15 protein-coding genes are annotated in these 16,449 nt (G+C 67.1%); 12 read left to right on the top strand and 3 right to left on the bottom strand.

Going from position 1 to position 16,449, the window contains the following annotated elements:
• Positions 1-555 precede the first annotated feature (555 nt).
• Positions 556-1,518, bottom strand: a complete 963-nt coding sequence (locus QH196_RS31940; protein WP_280419571.1) for an alpha/beta hydrolase — start codon at positions 1,516-1,518, stop codon at positions 556-558.
• Between the two features lie 154 nt (positions 1,519-1,672).
• Here QH196_RS31940 and QH196_RS31935 point away from each other — a divergent pair, with 154 nt between their 5' ends.
• From QH196_RS31935 to QH196_RS31925, 3 genes are read left to right on the top strand one after another with little or no spacing between them, the layout of a single operon-like run.
• Entirely contained in the window at positions 1,673-2,335 is a 663-nt protein-coding gene (locus QH196_RS31935; protein ID WP_280419570.1) for a hypothetical protein, read from the top strand.
• Positions 2,328-3,683, top strand: a complete 1,356-nt coding sequence (locus tag QH196_RS31930) for a glutamine synthetase family protein (RefSeq protein WP_280419569.1) — start codon at positions 2,328-2,330, stop codon at positions 3,681-3,683. Before QH196_RS31935 ends, QH196_RS31930 begins: the two co-directional genes overlap by 8 nt.
• 59 nt (positions 3,684-3,742) lie before the next feature.
• A complete protein-coding gene (locus QH196_RS31925) occupies positions 3,743-4,447 on the top strand; it encodes a gamma-glutamyl-gamma-aminobutyrate hydrolase family protein (protein WP_280419568.1) in 705 nt (234 codons plus the stop codon).
• A 72-nt stretch (positions 4,448-4,519) separates the two neighbouring features.
• Here the strand turns inward: QH196_RS31925 and QH196_RS31920 are convergent, their stop codons facing one another.
• Positions 4,520-5,194, bottom strand: coding sequence for a TetR/AcrR family transcriptional regulator (locus QH196_RS31920; RefSeq protein ID WP_280419567.1), 675 nt, complete (start codon positions 5,192-5,194; stop codon positions 4,520-4,522).
• Between the two features lie 276 nt (positions 5,195-5,470).
• On the opposite strand from QH196_RS31920, the gene QH196_RS31915 reads away from it, so the two are divergent.
• Genes QH196_RS31915 through QH196_RS31885 form a run of 7 tightly spaced genes read left to right on the top strand, consistent with a single transcriptional unit; the run spans position 5,471 to position 13,862 of the window.
• Positions 5,471-7,078 (top strand): AMP-binding protein, encoded by a 1,608-nt coding sequence (locus QH196_RS31915; protein ID WP_280419566.1) that lies wholly within the window; start codon positions 5,471-5,473, stop codon positions 7,076-7,078.
• Between the two features lie 10 nt (positions 7,079-7,088).
• Entirely contained in the window at positions 7,089-7,886 is a 798-nt protein-coding gene (locus tag QH196_RS31910; RefSeq protein WP_280419565.1) for an enoyl-CoA hydratase/isomerase family protein, read from the top strand.
• Entirely contained in the window at positions 7,883-8,977 is a 1,095-nt protein-coding gene (locus tag QH196_RS31905) for a Zn-dependent alcohol dehydrogenase (RefSeq protein ID WP_280419564.1), read from the top strand. The genes QH196_RS31910 and QH196_RS31905 overlap by 4 nt, the downstream gene beginning before the upstream one ends.
• A 31-nt stretch (positions 8,978-9,008) precedes the next feature.
• The gene (locus QH196_RS31900) at positions 9,009-10,466 is read left to right on the top strand and encodes an aldehyde dehydrogenase family protein (RefSeq protein ID WP_280419563.1); all 1,458 of its coding nucleotides are present in this window, start codon (positions 9,009-9,011) and stop codon (positions 10,464-10,466) included.
• Between the two features lie 29 nt (positions 10,467-10,495).
• On the top strand, positions 10,496-12,160 hold the full coding sequence (locus tag QH196_RS31895; RefSeq protein ID WP_280419562.1) for a flavin-containing monooxygenase: 1,665 nt from the start codon (positions 10,496-10,498) through the stop codon (positions 12,158-12,160).
• A complete protein-coding gene (locus QH196_RS31890; protein WP_280419561.1) occupies positions 12,157-12,531 on the top strand; it encodes a hotdog domain-containing protein in 375 nt (124 codons plus the stop codon). The genes QH196_RS31895 and QH196_RS31890 overlap by 4 nt, the downstream gene beginning before the upstream one ends.
• A gap of 5 nt (positions 12,532-12,536) precedes the next feature.
• The gene (locus tag QH196_RS31885) at positions 12,537-13,862 is read left to right on the top strand and encodes an NAD(P)/FAD-dependent oxidoreductase (RefSeq protein WP_280419560.1); all 1,326 of its coding nucleotides are present in this window, start codon (positions 12,537-12,539) and stop codon (positions 13,860-13,862) included.
• Between the two features lie 39 nt (positions 13,863-13,901).
• On the opposite strand, the gene QH196_RS31880 is transcribed toward QH196_RS31885, so the two are convergent.
• Complete coding sequence (locus tag QH196_RS31880) at positions 13,902-14,351, bottom strand: MaoC family dehydratase (protein ID WP_280419559.1); 450 nt, start codon at positions 14,349-14,351, stop codon at positions 13,902-13,904.
• A gap of 87 nt (positions 14,352-14,438) precedes the next feature.
• On the opposite strand from QH196_RS31880, the gene QH196_RS31875 reads away from it, so the two are divergent.
• Positions 14,439-15,419 carry an NAD(P)H-dependent flavin oxidoreductase gene (locus tag QH196_RS31875; protein WP_280419558.1) on the top strand — a complete coding sequence of 327 codons (981 nt, stop codon included), beginning with the start codon at positions 14,439-14,441 and terminating at the stop codon, positions 15,417-15,419.
• A 325-nt stretch (positions 15,420-15,744) separates the two neighbouring features.
• Positions 15,745-16,440, top strand: a complete 696-nt coding sequence (locus QH196_RS31870; protein WP_280419557.1) for a transporter — start codon at positions 15,745-15,747, stop codon at positions 16,438-16,440.
• Positions 16,441-16,449 lie beyond the last annotated feature (9 nt).

The raw sequence follows: 16,449 nt of genomic DNA, 5'->3' as shown, positions 1-16,449 counted from the left end.
GTCTCGGCGTGAACTCGGGGAGCAGCGGTTTCACGATGTCCCACAACGCATCCGGGACCAGCCGTTGAGCAAGCCTGTCGACCACGGGTCACATCATGCCGCACAACGAATTACACCCACGTAAGACGTCCTCTTAGTGACATTAGAATACGTGAGGTGACTGGCGAGATTCGTTCGCCACAGAGATCGGTTTGAAACTGCGACCACTTGACGCAGGTTCAAATCCTCCGGACGTAGCTCGCTACGCCCCGAAACTGCTGGGAAAGCGCAGTTCCAGGTCGGGTCCGTCACCGGGTACGTTCCCATCTGATCTGGTTGTTGCCCGTCGAGTGTGTGATATATCGGTGCCACGGCCATGGTCCGGACTGCGCCAGTTCGACCCATGGGGCTCGACTTCGGATAGAAGCTTTCTCTGCATGTTTCGTGGGCGCCGATGACTACGGCTCTGTGTGACTCGGTTTGTGGTGATGTAAGGCTTGACATGAGCATCTGACTATGTCGAATGATTCGTAATCATCGACGGATCCATTCGGTCGTCAAGGGGTGATCGTGTCGTTACGGAGATGCGAGATCGCGCAGGTACCAGCACACCTCGCCGATCGCCTGCTCGGCCTGCGTGAACACGCCGACCTCGGTGAAGAAGCCATGGAAGACCCCGGTGTACCTGGTCGACGACACCGCGACGCCCTCGTCCCGCAACCGCTGCGCATACGCCTCGGCATCGTCGCGGATCGGATCGACCTCGGCGGTGATGACCAGCGCCGGCGGTAGACCCCGCAACGACTCCGCGCGCATCGGTGCCGCGAATGGGTCACCACCGGGGTGGGCGGCGCCGACGTACTGCTCCCAGCACCAGCGGCCCTCCGCGGCGCCGAGTAATGGCGCGTCGGCGAACTCCGACCACGACGGTCTGGAGAACGTGTCGTCGACAGCGGGGTAGGCGAGGACTTGTGCGACGGGCTGGTCGGAGCCCTCGTCGCGGCGGTACAGGCACAGGGCGGCAGCGAGATTGCCCCCGGCGGAGTCGCCGCCGATGGCCATCCGATTCGGGTCGATGCCCAGGACGGTGGCCGATCGGCGCAGCCAGGCGTAGGCGTCGACGCAGTCTTCCAGCGCTGCCGGGTACGGGTTCTCGGGTGCCAAACGGTACTCGAGGGATATGACCGTCCAGCCGGATCCGTGTGCGATCGCCCGGCACAGCTCCTCGGCGCCGTCGAGGGTGCCGAGGACGAATCCGCCGCCGTGCAAGTAGACCAGGGTGGGTGCGGCAGCGCCCGTCGTCCGGTTCGCACGGTAGAGCCGTGTCGCGATGGTCCCGGCTCGCGTCGGGACGGTCAGTTGTTCGACATGGTCGAGCGGGTGGATCGGATCGGCCGACGGCGACGAGTTCACCAGCGCGCGAGCCCGCTCGGGTCCCAGCTCATGGAGGGGTTTCGCCAAGATCTGGCCGATTGTGGTCGCCATGGCTGCGGCCTGGTCATCGAGCAGTTTCCAGCACGCGGGAATGTCTTTGTTCATGAGAAACCTCGCCGGTCGTTGACAAGAAGTGATCTGTGCCTCACCATCATAGTCAACTGACCCAGACGTTTGACTAGAAATTCACGTTTCATTGGGGATCCGCTGTCGACGGTGTTCCGTGCACACGATCTCGTCGCATCGAAAGGACAACAACATGACCGAAACGACGATCGGTCCCGCGACGCGCGGGGCCGACGCGGTCGGCGGGGTCGACATCCGGATCGAGGACGACGCCAGTCCGATCGTCCGGCTGATCGCCCGGACCATTGCCGACTCCCTCCGTGCCGACAGCTCGCTGCTGCCGGACGGGTTGACCGGCGCGATCGCGATCCGTTCCCACGACACCCCGCAGGCGGCCACGATCACCCTCGCCGACGGTGCGATCGCGGTATCGGGCGGTGTGTTCGTCGAGCCCGATCTCGACGCGACAGTCGACCTGAACCAGTTCTTCGCCCCGGTCGGTGAACCCGCCGGCTCGGCGGAGTTCGCGGCGGTGGCGCTCACCCTGCTGTCGCCACCGCTGCCGGACTGGAAGACCGCCGCCCTGAGCTTCTGGGACAAGGCCCGCTCGGTCCCGGGCATCCCCGACATGCTGATTGCCGTCATCGAGGGTCCCGACGGTGTGGATCAGGTCGTCGCGGGCGAGGGGGAGAGCCATTATGTCATCGCGGGGCCGCCGGATCTGCTGGCCGCCGTCTTCACCGGCGCGGTCGATCTGCTCGCCGCCCTGTCCACCGGTCTCATCGGCGTGCGCGGCACGCTCTCGCAGCTGTCGGTGCTGGTCGCCGCATCTTGGAAGGTTCGTTACGATGTCTGAAGTCGCCACTGCTGCACCGGCTCTAGAGCCCGGCGTGCACACCGTCCGGATCGAGTCGACCAACCACGACGGCTCGTTCCACGGCAAGAACATCGCGCCGGCGAAGTTCTCCGCGAGCGCGGAATCGGGCTTCGCGATGGCCGACCTGCTGTTCGGCCTCGACCTCGGCAACGCGCCGACGCTCGGCTTCGCCTACCCTGACTGGCGTGGTCATCTCGCCGACCTGCAGTTCCGGCCCGACATGTCCACGCTGGTGCAGTGGGCCCCCGGTGTGCAGTCGGTGATCGGCGACTACTGGCAGACCAACGGTTCCCCGATCGGAACCTGTCCGCGCAATCTCGCGCGCGCGATGGTCGACCGGCTCGCGAGCCGTGGTTTCACCGCCACTGTCGCGGTCGAGATCGAAGCCACCCTGTTCCAGGAGTCGGTGCACGAGGCGAGGGCGAAGGGGTACCGCGATCTGACCCCGCTCGGCGGCGCCGCGGGTACCGCCTACAACCTGGCGAAGTCGAAGGACTGGGTCGACTACATGTCGGTGGTGACGCGGCGCCTGGAGCAGATCGGCATCGAGTGGGAGGCGTGGAGCGACGAGGACGCGGCCGGCCAGGTCGAGCTCAACCTCGTGCCCGCCGACCCGATCTCGGTGTGCGACAACTGGGCCCGCGCCCGGCAGGTGATGCGCGAGGTGGCCTTCGAACTCGGCCACACTGTCACCTTCATGGCGAAACCGACCGCGGGTTACGGGCAGGCCTCGCACGTCAACCTGTCGCTGCAGCGCGACGATGTCAACGCGTTCTACGCCGCCGGCGGGCCGTCGGACACCATGCGGCACGCGGTCGCCGGCCTGCTCGCGACGATGCGCGGAGCGACGTCGGTGATGCTTCCGCAGATCACCTCCTACCGCCGCCTGGTCGATCTGAGCGGGCCGCCGACCACGGTGACGTGGGGTATCGCCAACAAGACGACCGCGGTGCGCGCGGTCTGCGGTCACCCGAAGTACTCCCGCCTGGAGTACCGCGTTCCCGGTGCCGACGCCAACCTGTATCTTGCGGTCGCGACGATTCTGGCGGGCGTGACCGCGGGGGTCGACGGCACGCTCGAACCGGCCGACCCGGTCAGCGATATGGCCTGGTGTGCGCCCGACCTCGAACGGCTGCCCGACACCATCACCAAGGCCGCCGACGCGCTCGAGTCCGACCTGATCCTGCGCGAGCAACTCGGCGACGAGTTCGTCGACTACTGGGTGGGCACACGCCGGTGGGAATGGATGCAGTTCCACACCACCGGTGGCGATCCGTTCGCCGAGCTGTCGGAGTGGGAGTCCAGCCGCTACTTCGAGTTCCCGTGACAAAGGCGGCTGGGAACCGGGCGAAGCCGCTGATCGGCCTGACCGGACGACGGTTCAGGATGGATCTGGTCAGGGGCTCGCACCCGGGCTACGGTCATCGCCTCACCGACAGCTTCCTCTCCGATTTCGCCCAGCGGATCACCAGCGCCGGCGGGGTGCCGGTGATGCTTCCCTACGACGCCGACCCGGCCGCGCTGGGGGACTGGCTGTCCGGTGTGCTGATCACCGGTGGACAGGACGTGCATCCGAGCTGCTGGGGTGGCGATGAGTCGGTGCTGACCGGGATCGATCCTCTAGGCGACCCTTCGGTCCACGACCTGAGTCGCGACGAGTTCGAGATCGCGTTGACCCGGGTGGCGCTGGACCGCCGGATCCCACTGCTCGGTGTGTGCCGTGGCATGCAGGTGCTCAACGTGACCCTCGGGGGCACGTTGATCGCCGACCTGCCGGTCGGGTCGATCGAGCACTTGATGACAGCCGGCCCGCTGTCGGACGGCGACCCCGGTCATATCGTCACCTTCGATCCGGGAACTGTGGCCCAGAAGGTGTTCGGTGACCGATTGGTGACCAATTCGTGGCACCATCAGGCGATCGATATGTGCGGTGCCGGGCTGGTCGTCACCGGTCGCACGGACGACGGTGTCGCCGAGTCCGTGGAGCTGCCCGGCGCTTCGGTGCTGGGGGTGCAATGGCATCCCGAGTGGATGATCGCCGACGACGGCGCCCTGCGCTGGCTCGTCGACGCGGCCGCCGAGCGGCGCTGAGCCGAGACAGTGAAAACGACCGTGGCCGCTACTTTTCCGGTGGCGGCCACAATCGTCGCTGTGCGGATGCGATCACTTCACGCGCACCCACGACACCAGCGACCGCATGTCCGGCTCGGGCGCGAGGTCGGCCTGCCGGGCCGGGGGTGCGCTCGTTTGGAGGTTGACCGCCATCCACGCGTCGAGCACACCCACGGTGAGCTCCATCTGAGTCTGTGCCGCGGCGGAGTCGGTGAACACCAGCCAGTTGAGCGCGAAGCCGTCCGAGAGCGCGGATACCACGTAGATCAGCTGGTCGATCGCCTCCGTGTCGACGGGGCGCCCCGCGGCCGTCGTCGTGCCTTCGAAGATCGTGCGCATGGTCGCGTACGCCTCGGTGTAGACGACCTCGGCCTGTTCGCCCTCGCGCTGCCCCCAGCTGATCAGCTCGAGGATGGTCGCGCCGAAGTCCGGATTCTCCAGATACCACTGGAGTACGCCGCGGAGCAGCCCGCGGGCGGTGTTCTGGGTGTCGCTGTGGACATCGCTGCGGTGCAGCACATCCCGATACTCGCCGGCGAGGTATTCGAACACCGCCGCGAACAGCACCTCTTTGGTGGCGAAGCAGTAGTGCAGCGTCGCCAGGGGAGCGTTCGCCTCCTCGGCGATGCGGCGGGTGGTCGCCCCGTCCACGCCGTGGGCGGCGATCACGCGCACGGCCGCGGCCACCAGTTCGGCGCGACGTTCGGCGGCGGGGATGCGAGCCATGCGGATACTCCTTCGAATCACCTGAACAATTGATCAAGTCAATCTCGACATTACCAGCCCCCACCTGCCTCGGATGGTTGGTGCCGGGTGGCGCGTTGAGGAAACTTAGTCATATGCCTTGATCAAATGACCCAGTTACCGCTACCGTTATGGCAGGCCTCACATTTCCATCCCGGTGATCGCACTTCCCTCCGCTGCGTGCGTGCCGCCTCGGCCGACGTCGACGACTGCAGGTCGATCGATGACCTACACCCTGCTACCCGCGAAGAGGACGACATGACTCGAGTCGAATCGGTCCACCCCGAGCGCTCGATCGCGCTCGATCGTCTGGTACTCGACCCGCCGATCGACACCCTGATCGGCTTGCTGGCCGACCGGGCCGTCCACTGTCCGCACCGTGAGTTCCTCCGGTTCGCCGAGGGATCGTGGACCTTCGCCGAGATCGACGCTTGGACCTCGCGCCTGGCCCACCGGCTGGTCACCGAGGACGGCGTACGCCCCGGCGACCGAGTCGCGATCATGCTGCCCAACGTGGTCCGGTGGCCGGTTGCCTGGCTGGCGATCCTGAAGGCGGGGGGCGTGACGGTCCCGGTGAACTCGTCCTACCAGCGCGCGGACCTGGAATTCGTGCTGCGCGATTCCGGGGCTCGAGTGCTGATCACCGATGCAGAGCACACCCCGGTGGTCGACGAGGTGCGTGCCGCCAACAGCGAGGCGGCCGACGTCCGGATCCTCGATGTGGCGGCACCCGGCGTGCTCGCGGACTACCCGGCGGACCGGCCGGCGGTCACCGTCACCGGCGACACCCTCGCGAACCTGCAATACACCTCGGGAACAACCGGTTTCCCCAAGGCGTGCATGCTGACCCATGACTACTGGACCCGGCTCGGCTGGGTGTGCGCGAACGCGGCCGGTCTCGGCGCCGAGGACGTGGCGCTCACCTCGCAGCCGTTCTCCTACATGGACCCACAGTGGAACACCGCGCTGTGCCTCACTGTCGGGGCGCCCCTGGTGGTGCTGCCCCGGTTCTCCGCGTCCGGATTCATGGCCGATGTCCGCAAGCACCGGGCGAGTTTCGTCTATGTGCTCGGTTCCATGCCGACGCTGCTGTTCAAACAGCCGCCCACCCCACAGGACCGCGACAACAACCTGCGCATCGTGCTGTGCTCGGCGATCCCCGCCGCGCTGCACGCGGAACTCGAACAGCGATGGGGCGCACCGTGGCGGGAGATCTTCGGGATGACCGAGACCGGCGTCGACCTGGTGAGCCTGCCCGAAGCCACCGAGGACATCGGCAGCGGACGGCTGGGCCGGCCGGTGCCGACCAAGCGGGTCCGGGTGGTCGACCCGCAGGGCCGCGACGTGGGCGAAAGTGAGTCCGGCGAACTCGTCACCTCCGGTAAGCCCATGATGCTCGGCTACTGGAACCGGCCCGAGGACACCGCGCGGGTCCTGCGCGACGGCTGGCTGCACACCGGCGACGTCGCAGTCCGCGAGGCGGGGAGCTACCGCCTGGTGGGGCGGCTCAAGGACATGGTCCGCCGGGGCGGGGAGAACATCGCCGGCGCGGAGGTCGAACGTGTGCTGGAACGCGACGACCGCGTCGTCGCGGCGGCCGTCGTCGGCGTGCCGGACGAGTTGTTCGGCGAGGAGGTCAAGGCCTTCGTGCAACTGGCTCCCGGCGTGGCGGAAAGCCGTGACACCGCGCAGCGAATCGTGGATGACACCCGAAAGCAGTTGGCGCGTTTCAAACTTCCGCGCTACGTGGAATTCGTCGCCGACTTCCCGCGCACCCCCTCCGAACGCGTGTCGAAACCCGCGCTGAAGGCGCGCGCCGCCGAGCAGCCCGGCACGACCTACGACCTGCGACCGCCGCGCGACTGAGGAGCCGGACATGACCGACAACTATCTGGACATACACATCGCCGACGACGTCGCGGTGCTCACCCTGAACCGCCCGGCGAAGCTGAACGTGCTGGATGTGGCCACCCGGGTGCTGCTCGCACAGGCCATCCGCCGTTTCGGGACCGGTGGTCCGGTGCGCGGGATCGTGCTCACCGGCGCCGGCCGAGCCTTCTCCGCAGGTGAGGACCTCCAGGCTGTGCCATCCACCTATGCGGAGATCCGCGAGGCGTTCGCCACCTTCCACGACATCACGCGCGCGATCCTCGAGACGAAGATCCCTGTCATCGCGGCCGTGAACGGGATCGCCGTCGGCGGTGCCGCGGAGATCACGCTGTGCTGTGACGGACGGATCGGCAGCCCGGCCGCCGAGTACTTCCAACCGGAGAACCACCGCGGAATCATCGTCTCCAATGCGTCCAGCTTTCTGATGGGCCGGCTGGTCCGCAACCACGCGATGCGCATCGCCCTCGGGTCCCAGCGGATCGGCGCCGAGGAAGCGCTGCGGATCGGGCTGCTCGACGAGATCGTTGCCCCGGAGACTCTGGTCGGCCGTGCGGTCGAGGTGGTCCGGCAGTGGAACTCCGATCCACGGATCACCGCATTGCACCTCGGCTTGCTGCGTCCGCAGCCCGCCGACATCGAGGCCGCGTTCGCCCGCGAGGACGACGCCGCCCGCCAGGCATGGGAGTCCGGCGCCTTCAGCGAAGGCATCGAAGGTTTCTGGACATCGAAGAACGCGGCGTCCCCGGCGTCCGCGCAGAACAATCGAGATCGGAGTCGATCATGATCACCACCGAAGCAGCTGTTCTTACGGCGGTGGAGCAACCGCTGGAGTTCACCGAGATCCTGGTCGACGACCCGGAACCCCACGAGGTCCGGCTGGCGGTCTCGAATGTCGGACTGTGCCACAGCGACCTGCACTACATGACCGGAACCGTAGGCGCCGACCTGCCCGTGGTGGTCGGGCACGAGGTAGCGGGTGTGGTCGAGGCGGTCGGCTCCGCGGTGTCCACGTTACGTCCGGGTGACCGCGTCGTCGGCGCCCTCACCCCCTCGTGCGGGCTGTGCCGCAACTGCCAGGCCGGGCATTCGACCCAGTGTCAGCGCATCACCGAGATCCGGCAGCGACCGCGGCCCGCGTTCCAGCTGCCCAGCGGTCAGGTCATCCACCGGCTCGGTGATGTCGGCGCGTTCTCCCGGCACACGCTGATGCGGGAGAACGCGCTGGTGAAGGTGGACGACGAGGTGAGCCTGCACGTGGGCTGCCTGCTCTCCTGCTGCATCATCACCGGTGTCGGCGCCGTGTTCCGGGGCGCCGAAGTCCGTCCCGGCTCCACCGTCGCCGTCATCGGTTGCGGCGGTGTCGGTTCGGCCATCATCCAGGGTGCGCGCCTGGCCGGCGCCTCGGCGATCGTCGCCGTCGACCTCGACGACGCCCGCCTCGCCGCTGCGAAGACCTACGGCGCCACCCACATCATGAACGGTGCGGCGGATGTCGCCGCCGAGATCCAGAACCTGCTCGGCGACGGCGTGGACTACTCGTTCGAGGCCGTCGGCAGCGCGCGGACCGCGGCTACCGCGCTCGAGGTGCTGCGCCCCACCGGCACCGCGTGCCTGGTCGGTATCGCACCCGACGGCACCGACCTGACGCTGCCGGCCTGGAACTTCTTCTTCTCCGAGAAGCGTCTCATCGGCTCCTATATGGGTTCGGGCCAGGCGCAGGAGGACATCGCCCAATTCGCCCGCCTGTACCAGCAGGGGCGGCTGCTGCTCGACGAGATGGTCAGCGACGTCATCGGGTTCCACGACATCGACAAGGGCTTCGAGGCGATGAAGTCCGGCGCAGTCACCCGCATCGTCGCCGACCTCACCGTGTGAGCCCGTCCATTCGCGCACCGAAGGAGCCCCGATGACGAAACCGCAACTGCCCCAACCGATCAACTACATCGCCGACGACTGGTCCGAGTGCGCGACGATTCCCGGAGCATGGAACCTCGACCCCAACACCGGCCGGCCTGTGCACCGTACCGTCACCACCACGCCGACGGATGTGGAACGCGCGCTGCGCCACGCCGAGCAGTCCTACGGTTTCGAACGCTGGGATGACGCGGCGAGCGAGGAACGCGCCGAGGTCATCGAGCGCGCGGCCGGCATCGTCGAGTCCCGGATCGAGGACATCGCCTACACCGATGCCCTCACTAGCGGCGTACCGATCGCCAAGGCTCGGCTGGTCGCGCAGTTCCTGCCGCATCGGATCCGTGCCACGGCCGCGGATCTTCGTACCATCCCGCGTCGCACCGCGCTCGACGCCGGGGGGCGTGACGTGCGGCTGTACAAGGTCCCGTGGGGTCCGGCCGCCATCCTCACCCCGTGGAACGGCCCGAGTTTCATTCCCGCCGCGAAGATGGTGAGCGCGCTGGCGGCCGGCTGTCCGGTGATCCTCAAGCCGTCCGAGCATGCGCCGAGCAGCGCCCAGATCATCGTCGAGAGCTTCGTCGCGGCCGGCCTGCCCGACGGGGCCCTGCAGCTGCTGCACGGAGCAGGTGAGGTGGGCGCGGCCCTCACCGGCGATCACCGGGTGAAGGTCGTCTCCTTCACCGGCGGACCGAGTGCGGGCCGGGCGATCGCCCGTGCGGCCGCGGAGGACTTCAAGGTGCTCCAGCTCGAACTCGGCGGCAACAACCCGGCCCTGGTCCTGGACGACGCCGATATCGACGTAGCTGCCGACGGCATCCTCGACGGTATGACCAAGCTCAACGGTCAATGGTGCGAAGGCCCCGGAAAGGTACTGGCACACGAGAGCCTGGTCGAGCCACTACTCGAGGCGCTGCTCGACCGCATCGCCCACATCGAGGTAGGGAACTCGCTCGACGAGCGCACCGAACTCGGTCCCATCTCGAACGCCCCGCACTTCGCCACGCTGCAGAGCCGCATCGAAGAGCTGCGGGCCAACGGCGCGACCATCCACCAGCCCGCGAAACTGCCGGGCCTCGACGGCTTCTTCCTGTCGCCCACCGTGGCCACGGGCGTGGGTGCGTCGCTGGCGACCGCCGAACTGTTCGGCCCGCTGATCAGCCTGCACGCCGTGGAGTCCGACGAGGACGCCGTGCGCGTAGCCAACGCCAACCCGTCGGGACTGGACGCCTACGTATTCGGCGGCGACCTCGACCGCGCGATCGAAGTCGGCTCGCGGCTCCTGTCGGGAGAGGTGCGTGTCAACGGTGCCAAGGTCGCCGACCTGGCCGACGGATCGGCCCAAAGTTTCTGGGGCACTTCCGGAATCGGCGGCCACGCCCCCGGTGAGTCGGTCCGGGTTTTCTGCGGCGACCGCGTGGTCGGCGTCGATTCTCCCGACCTTCCCCTGTAATCGAACCCCTCAACGAAAGCACTGTTGCCATGAACTCCACCTCCACCACCGATCACGGGGTTGTCGACGTCATCGGTGTCGGCGCCGGCTTCACCGGCATGTACCTCTCGCACCGGCTGACGACCGCGGGCTGGACCTTCGCGGGATTCGAAGCGGGGCCGAGCGTCGGCGGCACCTGGTACTGGAACACCTATCCGGGCGCGCGCTGTGACGTCGAGAGCATCTACTACTCGTATTCCTTCGACGAGCAACTCCAGCAGGAGTGGACGTGGAGTGAGCGGTTCGCCCCACAGGCCGAGATCCTCGGCTACCTCGAGCACGTCGCGGACCGCTTCGACCTGCGCAAGCACTTCACCTTCAACACCCGCGTGGTGGCCTGCACCTGGAACGCCGCCGACCGGCTCTGGGAGGTGCAACTCGACAACGGCGAGGTCCGGCGCAGCCGCTACCTGATCTCGGGTGCAGGTGGGCTGTCCACACCGAAGGACTTCGACGTGCCGGGGCTGTCGAACTTCACCGGCCCGACGGTGTCGACCAGCCGGTGGAACATCTCCCTCGACGACCTGGCGGGCAAGCGCGTCGCCGTGATCGGCACCGGATCGTCCGGTGTGCAGGCCATCCCGCTGATCGCCGAGGTCGCCGAGCATCTCACGGTCTTCCAGCGCACCCCGAACTACGTGATGCCCGCCCGCAACGGCGTGCTCTCCGCGGAACAGGTCGCCGCCGTCAAGGACGACTACCCGGCCATCCGCGAGGAGTGCAGGCACTCGCCCGGTGGCATCCCCGATCGCCCCGTCACCGACCGGGCTTTCGACGTCTCGGACGAGGAGCGCAAGTGTCGCTACGAGGCGGCCTACGAACGCAGCGGGTTCCAGGGCGTCGGCGCCGAGTTCGCCGATCTGTTGTTCGATGCGGAGGCGAACCGGACCGCGTCGGAGTTCATCCACGACAAGATCCGCGAGATCGTGAAAGACCGGGCCACCGCGGAACGGCTGGTACCCAGGTACCACCCGCTCGGCGCCAAGCGCAGCGTCTTCGGCACCGACTACTACGAGACCTACAACCGGCCGAACGTCGCACTGGTGTCACTGCGCGAAGAGCCGATCGAGACGATGACCGAGAACGCGATCGTCACCTCGAACGGCACCTACGAGGTGGACGCCATCGTGCTCGCCATCGGGTTCGACGCCTTCACCGGCCCGCTCTTCGGGCTCGGCCTCACCGGTGCGTCCGGCACGAAGCTGCAGGACGCGTGGAGTGACGGTATCCGCTCCTACCTCGGGTTGATGGCCGCCGGCTTCCCCAACTTCTTCATGGTCGGCGGACCGCTGAGCCCTGCACTCGCCAGCAATGTGGTAGTGACGATCGAGCAGGCCGTCGACTGGATCGCCGACCTCATCGAACACGCCCGCGACACCGGCGCCACTCTGATCGAGGCCACTCCCGAAGCTCAGCAGGAGTGGGTGGACATCACCGAGTGGACCGTATCCCAGACGCTGTACGCGACCACCGACTCCTGGTACCGGGGTTCCAACGTCAACGGCAAGCCCAACACCTTCATGGGCTACCTGGGTGGTGTCGGCAAGTACCGCCGCATGTGCACCGAGATCGCCAAACGGGGCTACCCCGGCGTCGCGATCGACGGTAACGCGCACTCGCGCACACTCGGCCCGATCCACGAGGAGATCGCATGAACAGCGCAGTCCACCGGCGGTATGTCGCCTTCTCCGACGCGCACTACGCCGGTAACCTCGTCGACGGTGCCTACGCCTTGAAGCTCTTCGGCGATGTCGGCACCAACCTCTCGATCGAGCTGGACGGCCACGAAGGTCTGTTCGCCGGCTACTCGTCGGTGCAATTCCTCGCCCCGATCCGCGGCGGTGACGTCGTCGAAGCCGAGGCAACTCTGGTGAAGAAGGGCAACCGCAGCCGCACGGTCGATTTCGAGCTCCGCGTCCTCTGCCGGGGCTCCGATGACACCGGTCGCGCGCACGTCCTGCAACCGCCCTTGGTCGCGGTGCGCGCCCGCGGCACCGCGGTCATCCCCGCAGACGGAACGGAGTAGGCACCATGAAGTTGATCGACGACACCGGATGGGCGGGACAACCCGGCACGGCCGAACCGTCGCTGACGGAAGAGATCACCTGCGACGTCGTCGTGATCGGCGGCGGTGGCGGTGGCATGTCGGCCGCCCTGCGCCTCGCCGAGAAGGGCGTCGACGTGGTGCTGCTCGAGGCGAAGACGCTGGGCTGGGGCGCGACATCCCGCAACGCCGGCTACATCACGAACTCGGTCGCCGCCGATCCGGAGCTGCTGGGGTTCCTGCTGAAGCGTGAGCGGTTGCGTGAGCTGTACCGCTACGCCGAGCACGCGGTGAATTTCGCCGAGGACGCCATCGAGCGTCACGCGATCGACTGCGATTATCGGCAAGAGGGCATCGTGATGGCCGCGATCTCGAAGGGGCAACTGCGGCACGCGCGCCGCAACGCGAAGGTCCTGGCCGCAGCCGGATCGTCGGGCGAATTCATCGAAGGCCCCGAGGCGGGCCTGCCCGAGGGCTTCCTCGGCGGCATCCGCGAAGGTGTCGGTGGGACCGTGAACCCGGGCAAGTTCGCCGTCGGGTTGCGCGCCGCGACGATCGCCGCCGGGGTCCGCGTCTACGAGTCGACTCCTGCCCGCGACGTCGTCGACACCGGTGGACGGGTCACCGTGACCACCCCGCACGGCAAGGTCGGAGCCCGCAAGGCGCTGCTGACCACGAATGCCGCGAGCAACAGCCTGTCCATCGCGCCGAAGCACCTGGCGACGCCGGTGTGGACGTCGCTGGTCGAAACCGAACCCATTCCGCCCGAACGGCTCGACGACATCGGCTGGACCAGCCGGGCGCCCCTGGTGACGCTCCACATGATCCTGGAGAGCTACCGCGTCACCCCGCGCGGCACCATCGCGTTCGGCACCCGGCGCATCCAGGCAGGTCGCAACCCGCTGCCGGACCGCACTCCGGCCACGCACGTCGTCGATGACCTCGTCCGCGGCTTCCACGACCGCTTCCCCGGACTGCGCGACATCAAACCGGCACAGGCCTGGGGCGGCTGGATCGGCATGAGCTCCACCTGGCTGCCAGTCGCGGGAGAGGCCTCCGAGAACATGCTGTACTCCGCGGCCTGCAACGGCCACGGCTTCGCCCAGGCGCAATACGTGGGGCATATGCTGGCCGATCACGTCACCGGCGCGCCACGGCACGCGGACCTGGAGGCGATCTGGCACGGCAGCAAGCGGTTCTGGCCCAGCTTCGTCAGCAATCCCGCGCTGTATCTCGGTTGGCTCGCCGACCGCGCCGTCGACCGTTGGTCCTTGCTCACCAACCGAACACCTGGTCACGCCGACCGTCGATGAAGGACTCGCCATCGACGGCCGGCGCCACGCGGATCGCTGTCAGGGCCGTGTGAAGGCCAGCAGCCGGGCGGTGGTGTGCTGACGGACCTCGCCGTGCTGGTTGAGTGTGTCGTAAGTCGCGGTGATGAATCCGCGGCGTGGATCGGATCGGGAAGTGCGGACGTCGGTCACCTCCAGTTCCACGTGCAGGCGATCCCCCGGCCGGGTAGGTGTCGGCCAGGCCAAATCGATGGAGGCGCCGATGATGCCGGTGGCCAACGGCAGTCCCGTGGTGACCAACAGACGCATGGTGATCGCGGCGGTGTGCCAGCCGCTGGCCGCCAGGCCCTGGAAGAAGGTGTCCTTCGCGCTGTCCTCGCCGAGGTGGAACGGCTGGGGGTCCCATGCGGTGGCGAAGCCGACGATGGCATCGGCCCCGAGATCGTAGTCGCCGGTGCGGAAGCGATCTCCGACCGAGATGTCGTCCAGCCAGAGAGCGTTGGTGGTCACTGGTGTTCTCCTCACCGACAATGTTTGGTCCCCGACCAACATAGTCGTTCGACTAAGACAATTGACTATTATTAGATTGGGATGTACATGTTCAGCAACACCTTCACCGAGACGTTCGGCATCGAGCACCCCCTCGTCTGTGGCGGCATGACCGCCGTCGGCACCGCGGATCTGATCGGCGCCGTGGCCAACGCCGGGGCTCTCGGATTTCTCACCGCCCTTACTCAGCCCACTCCCGAGGCGCTGGTCAAGGAGATCAACCGCTGTCGCGATCTCACCGACAAGCCCTTCGGTGTGAACCTGACGATCCTGCCGACCATCAAGCCGGTGCCCTACGACGAATACCGCGACGCCATCGTCGAAAGCGGCATCACCATCGTCGAAACCGCGGGCGGTAATCCGCGGCCCCACCTGCCCGCTTTCAAGGCGGCGGGCGTGCAGGTGATCCACAAGGCGGTCACCGTCCGTCACGCGCTCAAGGCGCAGCAGCTCGGTGTGGACGCGGTCAGCATCGACGGCTTCGAATGCGCTGGGCACCCCGGTGAGGACGATGTCCCCGGTCTCGTACTGATCCCTGCCGCCGCGCGAGCACTGACCGTCCCGATCATCGCCAGCGGTGGAATCGCCACCGGCGCAGGGCTCGTCGCAGCCCTGGCGCTCGGCGCGTGCGCGGTGAACATGGGCACGCGGTTCATGGCTACCACCGAGGCGCCCATCCACGACAACGTCAAGCGGCAGATCGTCGACAACAGTGAACGCGACACCCTCATCGTGTTCCGCGAGTTCCACAACTCCGCCCGCGTCGCCCGCAATGCGGTATCGGAGGAGATCGCCGCGATTTCCCGCGAGCCCGGCGCGGCCTTCGACGACATCGCCCACCTGGCCGCCGGAGCCCGTGCCCGCGAGCGGGTGTACGGCAACGGCGATGTCGACGGTGGGCTGTGGTGGGCCGGTCAGGCCCAGGGGCTGATCCATGACATCGGTAGCTGCGCCGAGGTGGTCGACGGCATCCTCGCCGAAGCGCGGCAGATCATCACCGGCGCCCTGCCCGGCCAGCTCGCGGGCTGACCGGGTCGCGAGCTGCCGAAGCCCCGTCGAGTTCGGCGGCTCTGCATGGTCTGCGTTTCACCACTGCGACCGGCTCCGGGCTGGGCCGGTTGGCAAGCGGGAAACGTGGTCAAATGGCTTGATCATATGACCCAGTAGCTGTAGCGTTATGACTGGCATCACACACCGACCCGGTTAGAGCCGGGCGCGCACCCGCTCGGCGGCCGGATATCGGGCCCATGGATGCGCCGGAGCGAGACGATTCCCGGTCTTCGATCGCACGGCAGCGCCGACGAAACCACCCTTTGCCGCTGACGGCGGGTGACACCTTTCAAGGAGAAGATCAATGTCGATCAAGGAACTGCTTTTCGCGGTCGCGGACATCTGGATGATCGCCGTCGGATTCACCTACGGCATCAAATTCATCCGGCATTACCGGAATTATCTGCTGGGAATCGAGTGGATCATCGTGGCGACATCGGGAACGAACTTCCTGATCTACGGCCTGCTGAAAGCCGGTCACGACAGCCCGATGTACGCGTTCGCCTACTTCCTGGACGCCTTTTCGCGCTCGGTCGGCATCACGCTGATCCTGGTACTCGGGTTGATGAAGGTCACCCATCGGTACAAGCCTTCGGTGGCGGTCGACGTCGGCGCGTTCGCCTTGGCGGGTGTGGTCGGTTTCGCCTTGAGCGTCTACGCCGAGGAGCTCGGCACCCCGGGGAAGATCTTCTACATTGTGGTCAACGTCCTCACGACGTTCTTCCTGATCTATTTCTCCAAGCGGCTCTGGGAGATCGGTGAGCGTGGGCACGCGGTGTGGGCCGCAATCGCGACGGCGTGCGGATTCTTGATCGCCGCGACCTACGACTTCGTCCAGATTCCGGGCGACGACGCAGAGCACACCATCTTCTATATTTTCGCGCTCTCCACCTGGGGCCTGCAGATGTTCACGTACTACCGCGCATACCGCGCCTTCGATGCTTACAACAAAAAGGCCGACGCCCCGGCAGTGGCCGGTGACGCCCCCGTCACGGCGTGAACGCCGCAC

The organism is Nocardia carnea, assembly GCF_029868325.1.
GTDB lineage: Bacteria > Actinomycetota > Actinomycetes > Mycobacteriales > Mycobacteriaceae > Nocardia > Nocardia carnea_C.
This window is presented reverse-complemented; position numbering and strand designations above follow the sequence as displayed.

Bases quoted from the DNA above. Each gene is read 5' to 3' on its own strand.
- QH196_RS31875 (WP_280419558.1), top strand. From the start codon at position 14,439: ATGTTCAGCAACACCTTCACCGAGACGTTCGGCATCGAGCACCCCCTC.
- QH196_RS31920 (WP_280419567.1), bottom strand. From the start codon at position 5,194: ATGGCTCGCATCCCCGCCGCCGAACGTCGCGCCGAACTGGTGGCCGCG.
- QH196_RS31915 (WP_280419566.1), top strand. From the start codon at position 5,471: ATGACTCGAGTCGAATCGGTCCACCCCGAGCGCTCGATCGCGCTCGAT.
- QH196_RS31935 (WP_280419570.1), top strand. From the start codon at position 1,673: ATGACCGAAACGACGATCGGTCCCGCGACGCGCGGGGCCGACGCGGTC.
- QH196_RS31890 (WP_280419561.1), top strand. From the start codon at position 12,157: ATGAACAGCGCAGTCCACCGGCGGTATGTCGCCTTCTCCGACGCGCAC.
- QH196_RS31900 (WP_280419563.1), top strand. From the start codon at position 9,009: ATGACGAAACCGCAACTGCCCCAACCGATCAACTACATCGCCGACGAC.
- QH196_RS31895 (WP_280419562.1), top strand. From the start codon at position 10,496: ATGAACTCCACCTCCACCACCGATCACGGGGTTGTCGACGTCATCGGT.
- QH196_RS31870 (WP_280419557.1), top strand. From the start codon at position 15,745: ATGTCGATCAAGGAACTGCTTTTCGCGGTCGCGGACATCTGGATGATC.
- QH196_RS31930 (WP_280419569.1), top strand. From the start codon at position 2,328: ATGTCTGAAGTCGCCACTGCTGCACCGGCTCTAGAGCCCGGCGTGCAC.
- QH196_RS31940 (WP_280419571.1), bottom strand. From the start codon at position 1,518: ATGAACAAAGACATTCCCGCGTGCTGGAAACTGCTCGATGACCAGGCC.
- QH196_RS31925 (WP_280419568.1), top strand. From the start codon at position 3,743: ATGGATCTGGTCAGGGGCTCGCACCCGGGCTACGGTCATCGCCTCACC.
- QH196_RS31905 (WP_280419564.1), top strand. From the start codon at position 7,883: ATGATCACCACCGAAGCAGCTGTTCTTACGGCGGTGGAGCAACCGCTG.
- QH196_RS31910 (WP_280419565.1), top strand. From the start codon at position 7,089: ATGACCGACAACTATCTGGACATACACATCGCCGACGACGTCGCGGTG.
- QH196_RS31885 (WP_280419560.1), top strand. From the start codon at position 12,537: ATGAAGTTGATCGACGACACCGGATGGGCGGGACAACCCGGCACGGCC.